The organism is Streptomyces sp. NPDC014733 (genome assembly GCF_043083385.1).
Lineage (GTDB): Bacteria > Actinomycetota > Actinomycetes > Streptomycetales > Streptomycetaceae > Streptomyces.
In genome coordinates this window covers 151,706-169,867 of sequence record NZ_JBIBYO010000011.1, presented here as the reverse complement: position 1 = coordinate 169,867, position 18,162 = coordinate 151,706, and the positions used below count along the sequence as shown (strand labels likewise).

The window sequence follows — 18,162 nt, the reverse complement described above, 5'->3', positions numbered from 1 at the left end:
GCGGCTTACTCAGGCGTCCGCCGCGGGCCCGTCCGGCGCGTGGCAGTCGTCGAGCAGCTTCAGGACCTGGTGTACGGCGGCGTCGGGGCCGTCCGCGCGGTGCACGGCGGCGACCGCGGTCTCCAGGTAGGGGGAATCGCCGTGCAGGGGGCGGTGGACCACGCCCGGGATGCCCAGGGTGCGTATCTGCTCCGGGGCGAGCGCCACGCACAGCCCGGCGGCGACATGGCTGAGCAGCCCCGGCAGGTCATCCGCCCGGCCGCCCGGCCGCGGGGTGAAGCCGGCCTGTGCGCAGGCGAGCGCGATCTGTTCGGAGAGCCCGGGCAGCGCGCCCGGCTTGGGCAGCGCGAACGGTTCCTCGGCGAGTTCCCGCAGGTCGAGGCAGGGTGCGGCGGTGAGCGGATGCTCTTCGGGGAGGACCGCCACCAGCCGTTCCACGCCGATCCGCCGGACGGTCAGCCGGTCCGTGCCGGTGACGGGGAGCCGGACCAGGGCGAGGTCGACCGCCCCGGCCCGGAGCCGGTCGATCAGCTCCGCGGAAGGGTGCTGTCCCAGGTGCAGCCGGAGACCGGGGAGTTCGGCGTGGGTGCGGCGCAGCAGGCGCGGCAGGAGGCCGTAGCCGAGGCTGCTGATGAACCCGAGCCGGAGTTCGCCCTCGTGTCCGGCGGCGATCCGCCGGGCCCGGTCCACGGCCGCCGCCTGCGCGTCGAGCAGCCGCCGGGCGTCCTCGGCGAACGCACGCCCGGCCGGGGTGAGCCGGACGCCGCGGGGAAGCCGGTCGAAGAGGGTGACCCCGAGGCCACGCTCCAGCCGTTGGATCGCCTGGCTGAGGGGTGGCTGCCGGATGGCGAGCCGTTCGGCGGCGCGGCCGAAGTGCTGTTCCTCGGCGAGCACGACGACCTGCTCAAGGAGGCGCTGGGTCAATTCCATAGGTCACAGAATATGGAAGGTGCCGGTAGGAAGTATTGGACGATATGGCATGCGGAGGAATTGACTGTCCATCAACGGGCCGGCGTACGAAGCCGGTCCCGGTGGAGACGGAGACATGCCATGTCAACAGGGTGGGAAGCGGACACCGGCGTCGGTCCGCTGCACGGTGTGCGGGTGGTGGAGCTGGCCGGCGTGATCATGGGCCCGTACGCGGCCCAGCAGCTCGGCGACCTCGGGGCGGACGTCATCAAGGTCGAACCGCCGACCGGTGATCTGACCCGCCACTACCCGCCGACCCGCAGCCCCGGTATGGGGGTGCTGACCCTCAACCTCAACCGCAACAAGCGCAGCGTCACCCTCGACCTCAAGACCCCCGGCGGCCGCGACGCGCTCCTCGCGCTCCTGGCGACCGCGGACATCTTCCTCACCAACGTCCGTCCGCAGGCCCTGCGCCGCCTCGGTCTGACCTACGAGGACGTCGCGGCCGTCACCTCCGGGCTGATCTACCTCAACGCCCAGGGCTTCCGCAGCGACTCCGCCCTCGGCGGCCACCCCGCCTACGACGACGTGGTCCAGGCCGCCTCCGGGCTGGTGTGGCTGAACGAGCAGGTCAGCGGCGTCCCCTCCTACGTGCCCACGGTGCTGGCCGACAAGATCTGCGGTCTGGTGATCGTGCAGTCGGTACTCGCCGCGCTCCACCACCGCGACCGCACCGGCCAGGGCCAGCACATCGAGGTGCCGATGGCCGACACCATGCTGGCCTTCAACCTCGTCGAGCACCTGGCGGCAGCGACCCTCACCCCGCCCGAGGGGCCGATCGGCTACCCGCGGGCGCTCAGCCCGCGCCGCACCGCCTCCCGCACTGCGGACGGCTGGATGTGCATCCTGCCCTACAGCGACCGCAACTGGCGGGACTTCTTCGCCCACATCGGCCGCCCCGAACTGGCCGACGACCCGCGCTTCGCCTCGTACGCCGCACGCGCCCGCAACGCCGACGCACTTTACGACCTGCTGGGCGGGTTGACGGAACGGCACACCTCGGCGGAGTGGCAGGAGTTCTGCGACACGGCCGGGATCCCCGCCGCCCCGGTGCTGAGCCTGGCGGAGGCCGCCACCAGCGCCTACGCCACCGAGGGCGATCTGCTCCAGGAGGCCGAGCACCCCACCGAGGGCGGCTACCGCCTCATCGGCCAGCCCGTGCGCTTCGGGGCCACCCCGGCCGGACTGCACCGGCACTGCCCGCACCTGGGCGAACACACCGACGAGGTACTCGCCGAGATCGGCCACCGGCCGACGGCCTGAGCCGCCGGCGGCCCGCCCTCTCCCCCACCCACGGAACGGATCGAGGACCCGTGAACGAGCAACCCCCCCTGGACGCACCGGACGCACCCGACGAGCGGGAGCCGCTGCGCATCGAGCACCGGCCGAACGGCGTCGCGGTGCTCACCTTCGACGACCCCGCCCGACGCAACCCGATGAGCGCCCGGCTGACCGCACAGTGGCGGCGCGCCATGCGGTCCCTGCGCCAGGACACCGAGCTGCGCGCCGTGGTGGTCACCGGCACCGGCCCCGCGTTCTGCTCCGGCGCCGACCTGGGAGAACTCGCCGATCAGCACGGCCGGGGGCTCACCGACGCCCGGGACCGGCTGTCGGACTTCTACCGGACCTGGCTGGCCGTCCGTGACCTGCCCGTCCCCACCGTGGCGGCGGTCAACGGCCACGCGGTGGGCGCCGGACTGGCCCTGGCCCTCGCCTGCGACCTGCGGTACGCCGCGGCCGAGGCGAAGCTCGGTGCGCCGTTCGTCCGCCTCGGTCTGCACCCGGGCATGGCCACCACCGCCCTGCTCGCGGAGGCCGTCGGCCCGGCTCGGGCCCGGGAACTGCTGCTGACCGGACGGCTGATCAGCGGCGCGCGCGCCGCCGACCTCGGCATGGTGCACGAGGCGCTCCCCGCCGATCAGGTCCTGCGGGCCGCGCTCGACGTGGCCGACGAGATCGCCGCGGCGGCCCCGCTGGCGGTCCGCCTGACCAGGAGCGGCCTGGCCCAGGGGCAGCCCACCGTCGAGCAGGCGCTGGCCTGGGAAGGGCTCGCCCAGTCGGTGACGACGACCACCGACGACTTCCGCGAAGGCGTCCGGGCCCGCCGGGAGCACCGCCGCCCGCACTTCACGGGCGCCTGACCACCACCACACACCACAGATCTCGCCAAGGAGCACCCCATGCCCCTCTCCGCCCTCGATGTCAGGGCCGTACACCTTCCCCCGAGCGTCCGGCAGTTGCGGCAGGAGGTCCGCGACTTCCTCGCCGCGGAGCGCGCCGCAGGCACCGTCCTCGGGCGGCCCGATTCCTGGCTGACCGGCTGGGACCCCGCGTTCAGCCGCCGCCTGGCCCAGCGCGGCTGGGTCGGTATGACGCTGCCGCGGGAGTACGGCGGCGGCGGGCGCAGCACTCTCGAACGCCATGTCGTACTGGAGGAGTTGCTGGCCGCCGGCGCTCCGGTCTCGGCCCACTGGGTCGCCGACCGGCAGGCCGGGCCGACGATCCTGCGCCACGGCACCGAGGCGCAGCGGAACCGCTTCCTGCCCCGGATCGCCGCCGGCAGGTGCTTCTTCTCGATCGGCATGAGTGAGCAGGAAAGCGGTTCGGATCTGGCCTCGGTCCGGACGCGGGCGGAGCGGACCGCCGACGGCTGGCGGTTGACCGGCACCAAGATGTGGACGGGCGGTGCGCACGTCAACGACTATGCGATCGTGCTCGCCCGGACCCAGGAATCGGCGGACCCCCATGCCGGGCTGAGCCAGTTCCTCGTCGATCTGCGCGATCCGCGTGTCCGGGTCGAGCCGATCCGTCTGCTCAGCGGTGAGCACACCTTCAACTCCTGCCACTTGGACGACGTCGAACTCGCCGACGACGCGTTGCTCGGTCGCCCGGGCGACGGCTGGCAGCAGGTCACCGGGGAACTGGCCCTGGAGCGCGGCGGGCCCGAGCGTTTCCTGTCCACGCTGCCGCTGCTGACCGCCCTGGTGGACCAGATCCGGCGGACCGGCGGGGCCGACCCCGCGCAGCAGGCCCGGGTGGGCCGCCTCGTCGCGCGCCTGGCGTCGCTCCGGCAGCTGTCGTCGGGGGTGGCCGCGGCGTCGGCGGCCGGCCGCCCGGCCGACGTGCAGGCGGCGCTGGTCAAGGATCTCGGGACCCGCTTCGAGGGCGAACTCGTCAACGAGGTCCGGGAGATCCTGCCGACCGCCGCCCGCTCCGACGCCACCCCCGGCAGCTTCCCCGAGCTGCTGGCCACCGCGATTCTGCACGCGCCGGGCTACACGCTGCGCGGTGGCACCAACGAGATCCTGCGCGGCATCATCACCCGAGGTCTGGAGCTGTCCCGATGAGCACCGAGTCCCCCGCCCCCGACACCGCCGCCCTGCCGCCGCTCGACACCGCCCCGGCCACCCTGGTGGCCCTGGCCCGGGACGCCGGGTACCGCGGCGCCCCGGGGCCGCTCGCCGAGACGCTGCTCGTCGCCCGGCCGCTGCTGGCCGCCGCCGGGCTCGCCGTCCCGGACGGCCCGCTGACGGTGGCGACCGGCCCGCTGGACGTGCGGTTCGCCCATGTGGACACCGACAGCAGGGTCGGCCCGTCGGGGGCGGCGGGCACCGATGACGCCCTGCGGGTCAGCGGCACGCTGCACCGGGTGCCGTGGGCCCGGGCCGCCGACGCCGCGGTCGTACTGACCGAAGGGCCGCACGGCGGTCCGGTGATCTTCGTCCTCGAAGCGGCCGAGTGGTGGCAGTCGGCGGGCGCGAACCTGGCGGGCGAGCCCCGGGACGACCTCGTGCTCCGCGAGGTGACCGTCCCCGCCGAGCGGGTCCGCCGCGTTCCGGCCGCGCTGGTCCGGGAGGCCGCGTGGCGCTCCGGGCTGGCGCGGGCCGCACTGATCGCCGGAGCGGCCCGCCGCTGTGTCGAGCTGACGGTCGCGCACACCTCCTCCCGCCGGCAGTTCGGCCGGCCGCTGAGCCGTTTCCAGGCCGTCAAGCAGGAGGAGGCGAAGCTCGTCGAGGAGGCGGCCCTGGTCACCGCGGCCGTCGAGGCGGCCGCGTCCGCCCTGGCGGCGCCGGGGTCCGCGGAGTTCCCGGCGTGGGTCGCCGCCGCGCAGGCCGCCGCCTCGGTCGCCGAGATCACCCGCATCGCCCACCAGCTGCACGGCGCGATCGGCTTCACCGAACTCAGCCCGCTCCACCTGGCCACCACCCGCCTGTGGTCCTGGCGCGACGAGGACGGTGGCGAACGGTCCTGGCAGCAGCGGATCGGCCGGTACGTGCTGGACGGCGCCGGTGAGCAGTTGTGGCCGCGGGTGACCGGCGGCTGACCGGCGCGCGAAGGCCCCACGGCTGCCGGACGCGCCGCGGGGCCTTCGCGCGCGGTCCCGGGCCGAGGCGGGCCGCCCTCCGATCATGGGCGCCCCGCCTCGGCCCGTGATCGGCAAGGTCGGCTTCCGGCCTCCGCCGCCGGATGGCCGGGCGCACAGTACAGCACGGCGCCGGAGCCCGCCGGACAAAGCCGTTCACCTGTACGAAGACATATGAAGATGTCTACCCGGACCTTTCCCGTCACCCCCGGCAAGTTACCCGTGACTTACCGGCAACGCTTGTACGGGACAGCGCCCCGACTTTTGAAGCTGGCCGAAAGGTAAGCTGCGTCGCCTCCTGTGAGGGCTGAGACTGAAGAGACACGACATCGCACTGCGGTGATGCCTGCCCCACGGGTCTTTCCTTCCGCCCGGTGGATTCGCATCGCCCGACGGAGGTAGGCGCTGTGAGTGACGGGTCCGGAATACCCCCGGAAGGCGAACAGGCGGAAGACGCCGTGCAGGAGCGGCGTCCGACGGGCGGAAGTCCGCGGGCGGCGGCATTCTTCGATGTTGACGAAACACTCATCACTGCAAAGAGCATGTTTGCATTCCTGCGTCACTGGCTGGCGCGGAACGGGGACGACGGCACGCTGTACCGGCGAAGAGCCGACGCACTGCGGGCGATGGCCGCGCGGATGCCCCGCGAGGAGGGCAACCGTCTCTACTACACCCATTTCGCGGGCGTGCCCGCCGCCGAACTCATGGCCGCCGGCCGCGAGTGGTACGCCGGGTACCGCAAGGGGCCGGACGCGTTCGTGACGGCGACCGTCCGCGCACTCGCCCGCCACCGGGCCGCGGGCGACCGCATCGTCCTGGTCTCGGGCGGCTTCGCGGCCTGCCTGGGACCGCTCGGTGCGGACTTCGGGGTGGACCTGACGCTCTGCTCGGATCCGCTGGTCGGTGAGGACGGCGCGTTCACCGGGGAGATCGGCACGGCGATGATCGGCAAGGCCAAGGCCGTCGCCGTCGAGCGGACGATCGCCGGGTTCGGCCTCGCGGCGGCGGACTGCTGGGCGTACGGGGACCACTCCAGCGATCTCGCCATGCTGTCCTCGGTGGGGCACCCGGTGGCCGTCGGCGACGACCCGGTGCTGGGTGCCCATGTCCGGCGCCACGGCGGGAGCATCCTGCCGGCGACCGGCGGACGACGGGACGGTCCCGGAAGAACGGACCCCTGATCACTTCCCCTTCACGAATTCTCCCTTGCGGAAAGGGGGAAGAAGCGTGACCACGACGTGCATCGCACGTACGGCCCTTGAAGGCACACTCCTCAGCCGTCTCCGACTTCCCGTCGCACACGGCAGGAGCCCCGCCTCACCGGTGCCGCCGGAGCGCCCTTGTCGGCCTCTCCCGGAATTCAATTGACGTACACCGTGCAACGGCGCACGGGTGTTGACGCCTGCCGGCCATGTGCTGAATGGAATTCTCGCATGTCAGAAAGTGAAACGACCACTCTCTTCATCGTCGGCGACCGTTACGACGCCTTTGCCGACCAGACATCCGCCGTTACCGTCTCCCGGTTCATCGACCAATTGCGGGCCGGTGCCTACCGGAATGCGGACGGCGGCGACACCCTGATCCTCGCCGAGGGACAAGGCGTCACCGCCTACGACTGGGACCGTATCCAGGAGGAATTGCGGCGCGGTGACGCCCCCGTGCGCACCGTGATCGAACGCAGCCCGCGGGGGCGGCTGGGCAACCACACCGAGACGCACAAACACCGCGAGAGCAACGTCCTCATCGCGGGGCTGACCCGCCGCTCCGAGACCGCCTTCCGCTCCTCGCTGCGGCTCCACAACGATCAGGAGCTGCAGCTCGATCACCAGGCGAGCCATGTCCAGGGCATGGTCGTGCTGGAGGCCGCGCGGCAGATGTATGTCGCCGTCTGCGAGCGCTACTACACCTGCCACCGTCCGGAACACCGCTACAGCCATGTCTTCGCCCGCCTGGAGACCAGCTTCCGCAACTTCCTCTTCCCGCTGGACGCCACCCTCGACTGCGAGGTGCTCCAGGCCGACCTGACCGACCCCGAGCTGCTGCTCTTCGACATCGAGGTCACCTTCCGGCAGGCGGCCCTGCACGTCGCCTCCGTACGGATGACGGGTACGGCGCTGCCCGCCGCGGTGATGGCGCGCAAGGAGCGCCGCGGTGCCGAGCGGGCCGTGCGGTACGCGCTCAAGCGGCTGCCCGCGCCACCCGAACTCGCGGTCGCCGAGTGAGCCGGCCGGCGCGACCAGCAATCCATTGCCCCGCACGCCATGAAAGGGAACGCCTGCGATGACTTCCCCCCTGCTTCTGGTGACAGAGGTACCCGTCGAAAGAGAGGCCGCCCAGGAGGCGCTCGCCGTCTGGCAGGACCGCAACCGCGCCGCCGGGGACCACGGCAGCGTGCTCTACGAGAGCACGGAGGCGCCGGCCGTCCTGGAGCTGACCCCCCTGACCGGGCTCGCCCATCTCGCCGACCGCACCGACCGCTGGCGTGAGCTGCGCACCGCACTGGCCCCGCTGGCCACGGGCGATGTCCGCCGCCAGGTACTGGAGTTCGTGGGGGCGCCGAAGCCCGCGGCCGAGGAGCTGCCGGACACGCCGTACATCCAGCTGCGCCATGTCGAGGTCAAGCCTCCGGTCCACGAGGAGTACCTGTCGTGGCGGGAGGGGACCATCTTCGCCGAGGTCCTCAAGTCCGAGCGGATCGAGACGTTCCTCGCCTACCACTCCCTGCTGAGCACGGAGCCCGGCGTCATGTTCGTCGCCGGGTTCTCCTGCCCGCCGCAGGAGTACCTGCCGACGTTCGCCTCGGAGCGCTACGCGGAGATCGCCCGGCAGGCACACCCCCGCTTCGTCACCGACGAGGGGCTCTACACCCGGATCTACCGCCGGGCGTCCGGCGGGGAGGCCCGCTGATGACACGCTCCCGGTCGTACGAGCTGAGCATGACGACGCAGGGCCCGCTCTACCCGCCGAGCGAGGTCATGAACGCCGACGGGCACTTCGTGGTCATCGGCGGGATCAACCGGGCCCTGCCCGGTGGCGGGGTGACGACCGGGTGGGGCCGCGCTCTGGTCGCCGCCGACAGTGTGCTCCCGCCCTTCGGCGCCAACGCGCCGTACCGGATCATCCGGGAACTGCCGGACGAACTCTCCGCGGAGGATGAGCAGATGGTGCTCTGCACCCTGCCGCTGCCGCTGCCGTGTTCGAACTACACGGCGGTGATGGCCCCGGAGCAGCAGCCCGATCCGTTCCACGTGGTACGTCCGAGCTATCCGTTCCACCAGGTCCCCATCCCGGACCTGCAGCCGGAGGACGGTCCGAAGGTGACCGAGCCGGTGACGCTGGGCCAGTGGGTCAAGGCGCGCGGGAGCCTGACCGTGACACTGGCGGAGCAGGACACCGCGGCGGACTTCCGCGGGGAGTTCCACGGGCTCATCCCGAACAGCCTCTACACCGTCATGGCCATCCGGCGCCGCGATCTCGACCCGGACGGCCCCTCGCACCCCAGCCCGTTCGGCGTCCCCAATGTCTTCATCGCGGACGAGGCGGGCAACGGCAGCTACCACGCCCGGCTCCCGCACCCCTTCCCGGCGCCCGACTCCCCCGCGGCCGGCAACCGGATCGTCAACTTCGTCGTCCTGTGGATGAGCTACCAGATGAACTACGGCGGCGCCGTGGGCCACCACGGTCTGGGCTCGGACATCCACGCCCAACTGCGGCTGCCCGGCCCGGGTTTCACCGAATTCGTCACCCACGCCTGACCCGGACCGGCACTCCCGAACCGGGGCTCCCCACTTCTCGCAATTCCTTCCCGTCCCTCCCGCGCGCCGGTCCCCGGGCGCGGAGCCGTCACTTCCGTACGGCCGCCCGGAATTCCGGCGGCCGTACGGGATACGGTCCGCGCCCCCGACAGACCGCCCGACGCCCCACGACGGCCGAGCCCCGGTGAATTCCGCAGCCACCCATTCATTGGAATTCCCCTGCCCGCCGTCAGGGAAAAGACGGCCTTTCGCGCTCCGCCACCCCTCTGACTGATCGGAGTTCCCCATGCCGCACGGCCTGATTCCGACGACACGAGACATACCCGGGAAAGAAAGTGCCCCCCGGCCGCAGAATGCCGCGGCCGGTCTCAGACGCCCCGTCGGGATCTTTTCGACCGGGCTCTACGTACCGCCCCGGGTGGTGACCAACGAGGAACTGACCCGGACCCTCGACACCTCCGACGCCTGGATCACCTCCCGTACCGGCATCAAGGAACGGCGTTTCCTCGAACCCGGCATGGCCACCTCGGACATGAGCATCGAGGCGGCCCGGCAGGCGCTGTCCCGCGGCGGCGTCGACCCGTCCGAGCTGGACGCCATCGTGCTGACGACGTTCACCCCGGACCAGCCGCTGCCCTCCACCGCGCTGATGGTCAAACAGGCGCTGGGCGCACACCGCGCCATCCCGCTGGACCTCACCCAGGCGGCCTGCGCCGGCGGGATCTACGCGCTGCTCGTCGCCGCCCACCTCCTGCAGAACGACTCCTACTCCCGCGTCCTGGTCATCGGCGCCGACGCCGGATCGCGCGCCACGGACCCGCAGGACCGCGGCACCCGTGTCTTCCTCGGCGACGCCGCCGGGGCGGTGCTGCTCGGCCCGGGCGCCCCCGGCTTCGGACTGCTGTCCTGGGACACCGGCGACGAACTCTCCTACGACGTGGAGATCCCGGCGGGCGGCTCCCGCCGGCCCACCAGCCAGGAGACCGCCGACGGCCGCGGCCAGTATCTGAAGATGCTGGGCAAGTCCGTGTGGAACATGGCCACCGGCAAGCTGCCGGACAGCATCAGGACGACGGCGCTGCGCGCCGGGGTCGAGCTGGACGAGGTGCGGTACTTCCTGCTGCACCAGGCGAACCTCAACATCATCAACGAGGCGATGCAGAGCCTGGGGGTGCCCGCCAACCGTGCGCCCACGACCGTCGGCCGGTTCGGCAACACGGCCGCGGCCAGCATGTTCACCGTGCTGCACGAGACCATGGCGCGCGGCGTCCGGCACGGTGACCTCCTCATGATGTCCGGGATCGGTGCCGGTTTCCTCTGGGGTTCGGCCTGCTTCCGCCACGACGGGCGGGGGTGAGCATGCTCGCCGTGTCGGCCGTGCGGACCGACGCCCGGGACCCGCTCGGCTGCCTGCACCTCGGCGAGCGGGGCGAGCCCGTGCCCGCCGAGGGCTGGACGACCGTGACGGTCCGCGCCACCGCCCTCAACCGGCACGACCTGTGGACGCTGCGCGGCGTCGGCCCGTCGTACCAGCGCATCCCGGTCGTGCTCGGCTCGGACGCGGCCGGGGTGGACGAGGAGGGCAACCCCGTCCTCGTCCACTCGGTGATCGGGGACGGCGCCCGCCGCGGGGAGGGTTCGGCCCCGCAGTGGTCCGTGCTCGGTGAGCGGCACGACGGCACGTTCGCGGAGCGGGTGGCCGTCCCCCGGGACAACCTCGTGCCCAAGCCCGCCGGCATGTCCTTCGAGGACGCCGCCTGTCTGCCCGGGGCCTGGCTGACGGCCTACCGCATGCTCTTCGACCGGGCGGCGCTGGAGCCCGGCGCGATCGTCCTGGTGCAGGGCGCGGGTGGCGGGGTCTCGACCGCCCTGACCGTGCTGGGGTCGGCCGCCGGGTACCGCGTCTGGGTGACCAGCCGCAGTGCGGAGCGCCGTGAACAGGCCGAGGCGCTCGGCGCCGAGGCGGCCTTTCCGCCGGGTGCGCGGCTGCCGTGCCGGGTCGACGCGGTGATGGAGACGGTGGGCGAGGCCACCTGGCAGCACTCGTTGCGCAGCGTCCGCGACGGTGGCCGCATCGTGGTCAGCGGCGCGACCACCGGAGCGCTGCCGCCCGCGGAGCTGACCCATGTCTTCTTCCGGGAACTGACCATCACCGGCTGCACTCTCGGCAGCCGGGACCAGCTGGCGCGGCTCTCCCGCTTCTGCGCACGGAACCGGCTCGCCCCGGTGATCGACCGGGTGCTGCCGCTGTCCCGGGCGCGCGAGGGCTTCCGGGCCCTGTCCGACGGCGCGGTCTTCGGGAAAGTCGTCCTCACCCCCTGAGAAACACACCCGGAAAGCCTGCCGAAGGGAGGCCGAACCGCTCGTCGCACAGCATTTCTCGCCACCGCCGCCTGCGCATTCCGCACTTCCCCTTTCCCTTTCGGGAACGGGCTGTCAGTCATGCGGCAAAAGCCCACTTCACGGACGGAAGACAGGGCTTGACGGTCAATTATTCACCGGTATAGCTTCCCGTTCGCGGCCGTACCGGTCATCGAATTCCTCTCCAAGGAGCGTGACTTTCCATGGCAGTTCCCTCTCGCACCAAGGAATCCGTCGAAGGATTCGTCATCGATGTGCTGGAGAAACTCGGCATCGAGCGCGACCAGATCACACTCGACGCCTCGTTCGACGACTTAGGGGTGGACTCGCTCCATGTGACGGAGCTGGGCCAGGCGGTCAACAGGGAATTCGACATCGAGGTGCACGCCGCGGATCTGGAGGAGTCCCAGAGCCTGCGGCAGGCGCTGAACGCCATTTACGCGAAGGCCGGCCTTCAGGACAGGTGAGCCATGACCGTCACACTTGCCGGTGCCGGAGCGGCACTGCCCGAGCGGGTCCTGAGCAATCACGACTTCGTTCATCTCGACACCTCCGACGAGTGGATCGTCCAGCGCACCGGCATCCGGGAACGCCGCCGGCTCGCCGAGGACGCGAGCCTCGCGGAGCTGGCCACGGACGCCTGTGACCGGGCGCTGGCGGACGCCGGTGTCGCCCCGCGCGACATCCGCCAGGTGGTGGTGGCCACCTCCACGGCCGACCGGATCAGCCCGGGCATGGCCGTCGAGGTCGCCACCCGGCTGGGCATCGACCGGCCCGCCGCCTTCGACGTCAGCGCGGGCTGCTCCGGGTTCCTGTACGCGCTGGACCACGCGGTGGCGGCGATCGAGTCGGGGCGCGCCGACCATGTCCTGGTCTGCGGCGCCGAGGCGCTGTCCCGGATCACCGATCACACCGACCGCAACACCGCGGTGCTGCTCGGGGACGGTGCGGGGGCGGTCGTCGTGTCGAGGGCGGAGGGCGGGCTGCGGCCGTCCTTCGCGCTCGGCTCCGACGGCAGGCGGATCGACCTGCTCTACGTGCAGCAGGACAAGCTGCTGCGGATGCGCGGGCGGGAGATCTTCGAGAGCGCCGTGGATCTGATGGCCGGGCACACCCAGCTGGTGCTCGAACGGACCGGTCTGGGCCCGGACGATCTCGATCTCTTCGTCGCCCATCAGGCCAACGCCCGGATCATCCATGCGGTCCGTCGGCGGCTCGGCGTCTCCGCCGACCGGGTCTTCCTCAACGTCGACAAGGTCGCCAACACCTCCTCCGCCTCCATCCCGCTGGCCCTCGCCCACGCGGGGGAACAGCAACTGCTGCATCCCGGAGCCGTGTTGGGCCTCGCCGCCTTCGGCGCGGGCCTCTCCTGGGGCGCCGGTGTCATCACCTGGAGGAGCCGAGCCGCCGCGCAGCCGCGGGAAGAGCTGTCCGCCGGCCGGGTCGCGCGGTGAACATCTCGGGCAGCGTCGCGCTGGTCACCGGCGGCACCTCCGGTCTCGGGCTGGCCACCGCGGAGCGGTTCCTGCGGGCCGGCGCCCGCGTCGTCCTCGTGAGTCCGTCGCGGGACAAGGGCCGGGCCGTCGCCGAACGGCTCGGCGACGGGGCCGTCTTCGTCGCCGCCGACGTCGGCGACGAGGCGGAGGTCGGCGCCGCGCTCGACACCGCCCAGGAACTGGGCACCCTGCGTACCGTCGTGAACTGCGCCGGCATCAGCAACGCCGTCAAGACGGTGGGCAGCCGCGGCGCGTTCCCGCTGGCGGAGTTCGCCGATGTCGTCCGGGTCAATCTGATCGGCACGTTCAACGTCATCCGGCTCTTCGCCCAGCGCGTGAGCCGGTCCGAGGAGGTCGACGGTGAGCGCGGTGTCATCATCAACACCGCCTCCGTCGCCGCCTTCGACGGGATGGCCGGCCAGGCCGCCTATGCCGCGTCCAAGGGCGGCGTCGTCGGCCTGACGCTGCCCGTCGCCCGCGATCTCGCCGCCCTGCGGATCCGGGTGGTCACCATCGCCCCCGGGCTGTTCGACACCCCGATGCTCGCGGCCGTACCGGAGACCGCCCGCACCGAACTGGGCTCCCGCACCCCGCACCCCGCCCGGCTCGGCGACCCGGCCGAGTACGCGGAGCTGGCGCTGCACATCGTCACCAACCCCATGGTGAACGGCGAAACCATCCGTCTCGACGGAGCCCTCCGCATGGCTCCCTGAGGAAGCACCGCCCTTGAGCCCCCGACACCCCAGAAAGGCACGGTCCCCCATGAGCGGGAAAGACGGCATGACCGGGAAAGACGGCATTCTGTCCGGCAAGGTGAGCCTGATCACCGGCTCCAGCAGCGGTATCGGCGCGGCCGCGGCGCGGGTCTTCGCACGCGAGGGCTCCGCCGTCGTCCTGATCGCCCGCCGCGAGGAGCGCCTGGCGGCCCTGGTCAAGGAGTTGCGGGAGACGGGCGCGGAGGCGGAGTACGTGGTGGCGGACGTGAGCCAATCCGCCGACATGCGGCGCGCCGTGGACTTCACCGTGGAGCGCTTCGGCCGGCTCGACACGGCGTTCAACAACGCGGGCTACGCCTGCGGCCGCACCCCGCTGCACCTGATGGCGGACGAGGAGTACGACCCCGTCATGGACACCAACGTCCGGGGACTCTTCAACTGCCTGCGCCCGGAGATCGCGGCGATGCTGGCGGGCGGGAACGGCGGCGCGATCGTCAACACCAGCAGCGTCGGCGGGCTGGTGGCCTCGCCGGTCGCCGCCCCGTACGTCGCCTCCAAGCATGCGGTCATCGGGCTGACCAAGGCCGCTGCCGCCGAGTACGGCGGCGAGGGGATCCGGGTGAACGCCATCGCCCCCGGCACCACGCGCAGCGAGCTGGTGGAGGCGTGGTACGCCCAGAACCCCGGAATCGAGCAGGAGCTGCACCGCACGACGCCCCAGCCGCGGACGGCGGACCCCGAGGAGACGGCCCAGGCCGCCGCGTGGCTGTGCAGCGAGCGCAGTTCCTACGTCACCGGTGTGACCCTGCCGGTCGACGGTGGTTTCACCGCGCTGTAGCACCCCCTCTTCTTCTCACCCACTTCCCGTCGTACGAAGGAGGATGTCGTGGTCGGTCGCCTCGAAGGAAAGGTGGCGGTGGTCACCGGCGGCGGTTCCGGCATCGGCAGGGCCGTCGCCGAGCGGTTCGCGGCGGAGGGCGCCGCGGTCGCCGTCTGGGATCTGAACGCGAAGGACGCCGCCGTCACGGTCGATGCGCTGCGGGAGCGTGGCGCGCGGTCCGCGGCGTATACGGTCGACGTCGCGGACAGCGCATCGGTCGGCCGCGCCGTCGAGCGCTCGCTGGCCGCGTTCGGGCAGGTGGACATCCTGGTGAACAACGCGGGCGTCTTCGACCACTATGCGCCCGTGCTCGATACCGACGAAGAGCAGTGGAACCGCGTCCTGGGCATCAACCTCACGGGGATGTTCCTGGTCACCAAGGGGCTGCTGCCCGCGCTTCTCGACGGCGGCGGAACGGTCGTCAACACCTCCTCGATCTCCGGAGTGGTGGCGGGTGGCGGCGGGATCGCGTACACCGCGTCCAAGCACGGCGTCATCGGGTTCACCCGGCAACTCGCCGCCGATTACGGCAAGCAGGGGGTGCGGGCCAACGCGATCCTGCCCGGCGCCGTGGAGACCCCGATGACACGGCCGATCCTGGAGCAGGGCGACGCCGCGATCCTCGAAACCGTCCGGAGCGTGCCCGCCCGGCGCCATGCCCAGCCGGAGGAGATCGCCCACCTCGTGCTCTTCCTCGCGAGCGACGAATCCTCGTTCGTGCACGGCTCCGGCTATGTGATCGACGGGGGCTGGACCGCTCTGTGACGCCGCGGCACCACCGGTCCCGGGGGCCGTGACCGCCACACCGCCGATAAATGGACAGGTAGCCTGAAGAGATATACTGTGCAGGCTACCTGTTCACTTGCCGAAGTGGTGATGACGGACCAATGGATCTGGCAGCGTTGGCCATGGACCTCGATTTCGCGATGCGCCTGCTGCGCGGCCGCATCCGGGCGGAGTCGGGCGTGGAAGCCGAAGGATTGTCGCGTCCCCAACTGACGGCGCTGTACCGCGTGGTGCGCGAGGGGCCGATCACCACGAGCGAACTGGCCGCCCTGGAGTACATGCGCCCCCAGTCGATGGCGCAGACCCTGACGGGGCTGGAGGAAGCCGGCCTGATACGGCGCACCCCCGATGAGAACGACGGCCGTCGCGTTCTGCTCACCGGTACGGAGCGCGGCAGCGAGCTGGTGACCGATCTGCTGGGGCTGCACGCCCGTTGGCTCAGTGCGGCGATCGCGGAAGAGCTCTCCCCCGAGGAGCAGGAGCAGCTGGCGTCGGCCGTGAAGCTGATGGGCCGCCTCGTCGACTCCACCGTCGGCCCGGTCGTGAGCATGCGGCGCCGGGGCGTCCACGGGGGTGCGCGGTGAGCAGTGAGTTAACCCGCGACAAGACCGCGGCGGCCGACGGCACGGTCCGCACACCGGGGTGGCGTCTGGTGGCCCCGCTGCTGGTGGGCTCCGCCCTCAACCCCATCAACAGCTCCATTCTCGCGACCGCGTTGGTGCCCATCGCCCGGTCGCTCCACGTGACCATCGCCGCGACCGCGGTACTGGTGTCGTCGCTCTATCTCGCCAGCGCCATCGCCCAGCCCACCATGGGCAGGCTCGCCGAGCGGTTCGGTCCCCGGCGGGTGTTCCTCGCCGGACTGTGCCTGGTCGGCGCGGGCGGCATCCTGGGCACCCTGGCCCCGAATCTGGCGACGCTGACCGTGGCCCGGGTCCTGCTCGGTATCGGTACGGCCGGGGGGTATCCCACGGCGATGATGATCGTACGGCGGTTCGCCGAGCGCCATCCGGAGGTGAAGGTCGGCGGCACGCTGGGCGCGCTGTCGGCCGCCGGGCTGGTGACCGCGGCCGTGGGCCTGCCGATCGGCGGCGCGCTGGTGGCGGTGGCCGACTGGCGGGCGACCTTCCTCGTCAATGTGCCGATGGCGCTGATCGGCATCGTGACGACCCTCTGCTGGGTCCCGGCCGACGGCGGTTCCGGTGCGCGCGCCTCGGTGTCGCTCCTCAGCGAGCTGGACCCGCCGGGCATGCTCCTGTTCGCCTCCGTGGTCACCTGCGCGCTGCTGTTCTGCGGCGATCTGACCCACCCCAACTGGCTGATGCTGACCGCGGCCCTCGTCCTGGCGGTCGCGCTGGTGCTCTGGGAGCGCCGGGCCCGGCTGCCCTTCATCGACGTCCGGATGCTCGCCCGGAACCGGCCGCTGAGCATGACCTATCTGCGCGTCGGGGCCACCCTGCTGGTGCCGTACTGCATCCTCTACGGCCTGTCCCAGTGGCTGGCGGAGAGCCGGGGAATGTCGGCCATCACGGTCAGCCTCCTGCTGTTGCCGATGTCCTTCCTGGCCTCGGTGGTCACCATCCCCTTCTCCCGGCGGCAGCTCGTCCGCGGCCCGCTGATCGCCGCGGCGGCCGCGGCGCTGGCCGGATCGCTGGCGATGGTGACGTTCAGCCATGACACCCCCCTCGTCCTGATCGCGGCGGTGACGCTGACGTTCGGCGTGACGACCGGCCTCGGCTCGGTGGGCAACCAGACCGTGCTCTACGCTCAGTCCCCCGCCGAACAGGTCGGTGTGGCCTCGGGGTTGCTGCGCACCTCCACCAATCTCGGTGCCATCATGTCCGCCGGCCTGGTGAGTCTGGCGCTCGGCAACACCGCCGGGGACGCGGGGCTGCACGTCCTGGGACTGGCGCTGGCCGGCCTCGCCACCCTGCTGTTGCTGGCCACCGTCCTCGACAAGCTGCCGGCGCACACCCGTTGACCCGGGCGCGGGTCACCGCCCGCGCCCTGGCCCCGCCCGGCGGGCCGTTTCTGTCGGGCCCGCGCCCGACGCCGGGACTGTCGCACGTCCGTAAGAGTGATCGAAAGGAAAGACCACGATGACCGACACCCTCACCTTCACGCCGCAGCGCACGGCGTTGCTGCTCATGGATCTCCAGGCGGGCATCCTCGGCCTCCTCTCCGACCCTTCCGAGTTGGTGCAGCGGGCCAAGCAGGCCCGGGAGGCGGCCGTGGCCGCCGGTATCCAGGTCGTCTATGTGCGGGTTGCCTTCACCGAGGAGGACTACAAGGGCATCTCGGAGTACAACAAGACCTTCGCCCCGGCGGCCGAACACCACCTCTTCGCGGAGGGTTCCCCCGAGACCGTCATCGCTCCCGAGGTCCAGCCCGGGCCGCAGGACAAGATCATCACCAAGACCCGGACCGGCGCGTTCAGCACGACGCATCTCGACGATTTCCTGCGGGAGCGCGGCATCGACACCATCGTGCTGGCCGGTGTCAGCACCACGGGCGTCATACTGTCCACCGTCCGTGACGCGGCCGACCGTGACTACCGGGTGATCGTGCTCTCGGACGTCTGCGCCGACCCCGACACGACCGCCCACCACACGCTGCTCGAATCGGTCTTCCCGTCGCAGGCCGATCTCCTCGACGGCAAGTCCTTCGCCGACAGCCTGGTCGCGGGCCCCGCGGAGGGAGCCGGCCCGGCGCTGTGACCGGCCCGCGTCCCCGGCCCGTGACCGATCGCCCCGCAGCTCGGCACCGTACGAGCGACGGGGGTACGCATCGGGCCTGTGCCGGAGGGCGCGGCTCGGACATGTGACGTCGGCCGGGG

General features: G+C 71.8%; 19 protein-coding genes. 18 read left to right on the top strand and 1 reads right to left on the bottom strand.

From position 1 onward, the window contains the following. Window positions 1-9 precede the first annotated feature (9 nt). Window positions 10-930 (bottom strand): LysR family transcriptional regulator, encoded by a 921-nt coding sequence (locus ACF1BH_RS23570; protein WP_391645233.1) that lies wholly within the window; start codon window positions 928-930, stop codon window positions 10-12. A gap of 120 nt (window positions 931-1,050) precedes the next feature. Here ACF1BH_RS23570 and ACF1BH_RS23565 point away from each other — a divergent pair, with 120 nt between their 5' ends. The 18 genes from ACF1BH_RS23565 (at window position 1,051) to ACF1BH_RS23480 (ending at window position 18,043) form a co-directional block, all read left to right on the top strand. Then, on the top strand, window positions 1,051-2,232 hold the full coding sequence (locus ACF1BH_RS23565; RefSeq protein ID WP_391645231.1) for a CaiB/BaiF CoA transferase family protein: 1,182 nt from the start codon (window positions 1,051-1,053) through the stop codon (window positions 2,230-2,232). A gap of 50 nt (window positions 2,233-2,282) precedes the next feature. Further along, a complete protein-coding gene (locus ACF1BH_RS23560) occupies window positions 2,283-3,110 on the top strand; it encodes an enoyl-CoA hydratase/isomerase family protein (RefSeq protein ID WP_391645229.1) in 828 nt (275 codons plus the stop codon). A 39-nt stretch (window positions 3,111-3,149) separates the two neighbouring features. Then, window positions 3,150-4,316: an acyl-CoA dehydrogenase family protein gene (locus ACF1BH_RS23555; RefSeq protein WP_391645227.1), complete on the top strand. Its 1,167-nt coding sequence runs from the start codon at window positions 3,150-3,152 to the stop codon at window positions 4,314-4,316. After that, window positions 4,313-5,293 (top strand): acyl-CoA dehydrogenase family protein, encoded by a 981-nt coding sequence (locus tag ACF1BH_RS23550; RefSeq protein WP_391645225.1) that lies wholly within the window; start codon window positions 4,313-4,315, stop codon window positions 5,291-5,293. Before ACF1BH_RS23555 ends, ACF1BH_RS23550 begins: the two co-directional genes overlap by 4 nt. Before the next feature lie 446 nt (window positions 5,294-5,739). Beyond that, on the top strand, window positions 5,740-6,513 hold the full coding sequence (locus tag ACF1BH_RS23545; RefSeq protein WP_391645223.1) for an HAD family hydrolase: 774 nt from the start codon (window positions 5,740-5,742) through the stop codon (window positions 6,511-6,513). Window positions 6,514-6,765: 252 nt separating this feature from the next. Next, on the top strand, window positions 6,766-7,554 hold the full coding sequence (locus ACF1BH_RS23540) for an AfsA-related hotdog domain-containing protein (RefSeq protein ID WP_391645221.1): 789 nt from the start codon (window positions 6,766-6,768) through the stop codon (window positions 7,552-7,554). Window positions 7,555-7,612: 58 nt separating this feature from the next. After that, window positions 7,613-8,239, top strand: coding sequence for a hypothetical protein (locus ACF1BH_RS23535; RefSeq protein WP_391645219.1), 627 nt, complete (start codon window positions 7,613-7,615; stop codon window positions 8,237-8,239). Continuing rightward, window positions 8,239-9,087 (top strand): hypothetical protein, encoded by an 849-nt coding sequence (locus ACF1BH_RS23530; protein WP_391645217.1) that lies wholly within the window; start codon window positions 8,239-8,241, stop codon window positions 9,085-9,087. Before ACF1BH_RS23535 ends, ACF1BH_RS23530 begins: the two co-directional genes overlap by 1 nt. 286 nt (window positions 9,088-9,373) lie before the next feature. After that, on the top strand, window positions 9,374-10,444 hold the full coding sequence (locus tag ACF1BH_RS23525; protein WP_391645215.1) for a 3-oxoacyl-ACP synthase III family protein: 1,071 nt from the start codon (window positions 9,374-9,376) through the stop codon (window positions 10,442-10,444). Window positions 10,445-10,446: 2 nt separating this feature from the next. After that, window positions 10,447-11,409, top strand: coding sequence for a zinc-binding dehydrogenase (locus ACF1BH_RS23520; RefSeq protein WP_391645351.1), 963 nt, complete (start codon window positions 10,447-10,449; stop codon window positions 11,407-11,409). Window positions 11,410-11,651: 242 nt separating this feature from the next. Continuing rightward, window positions 11,652-11,915 carry an acyl carrier protein gene (locus tag ACF1BH_RS23515; RefSeq protein ID WP_391645213.1) on the top strand — a complete coding sequence of 88 codons (264 nt, stop codon included), beginning with the start codon at window positions 11,652-11,654 and terminating at the stop codon, window positions 11,913-11,915. Between the two features lie 3 nt (window positions 11,916-11,918). Beyond that, window positions 11,919-12,902: a beta-ketoacyl-ACP synthase III gene (locus ACF1BH_RS23510; RefSeq protein WP_391645211.1), complete on the top strand. Its 984-nt coding sequence runs from the start codon at window positions 11,919-11,921 to the stop codon at window positions 12,900-12,902. Then, window positions 12,899-13,657: an SDR family NAD(P)-dependent oxidoreductase gene (locus ACF1BH_RS23505; protein ID WP_391645209.1), complete on the top strand. Its 759-nt coding sequence runs from the start codon at window positions 12,899-12,901 to the stop codon at window positions 13,655-13,657. Before ACF1BH_RS23510 ends, ACF1BH_RS23505 begins: the two co-directional genes overlap by 4 nt. A gap of 67 nt (window positions 13,658-13,724) precedes the next feature. After that, window positions 13,725-14,498, top strand: coding sequence for an SDR family NAD(P)-dependent oxidoreductase (locus ACF1BH_RS23500; RefSeq protein WP_391645207.1), 774 nt, complete (start codon window positions 13,725-13,727; stop codon window positions 14,496-14,498). A 48-nt stretch (window positions 14,499-14,546) separates the two neighbouring features. Then, window positions 14,547-15,305, top strand: coding sequence for an SDR family NAD(P)-dependent oxidoreductase (locus tag ACF1BH_RS23495; protein WP_391645205.1), 759 nt, complete (start codon window positions 14,547-14,549; stop codon window positions 15,303-15,305). Between the two features lie 122 nt (window positions 15,306-15,427). Next, window positions 15,428-15,910, top strand: coding sequence for a MarR family winged helix-turn-helix transcriptional regulator (locus ACF1BH_RS23490; RefSeq protein WP_391645203.1), 483 nt, complete (start codon window positions 15,428-15,430; stop codon window positions 15,908-15,910). After that, window positions 15,907-17,307: an MFS transporter gene (locus ACF1BH_RS23485; protein WP_391645201.1), complete on the top strand. Its 1,401-nt coding sequence runs from the start codon at window positions 15,907-15,909 to the stop codon at window positions 17,305-17,307. The genes ACF1BH_RS23490 and ACF1BH_RS23485 overlap by 4 nt, the downstream gene beginning before the upstream one ends. 118 nt (window positions 17,308-17,425) lie before the next feature. Further along, window positions 17,426-18,043, top strand: a complete 618-nt coding sequence (locus tag ACF1BH_RS23480) for a cysteine hydrolase (RefSeq protein WP_391645199.1) — start codon at window positions 17,426-17,428, stop codon at window positions 18,041-18,043. Window positions 18,044-18,162: the final 119 nt, after the last annotated feature.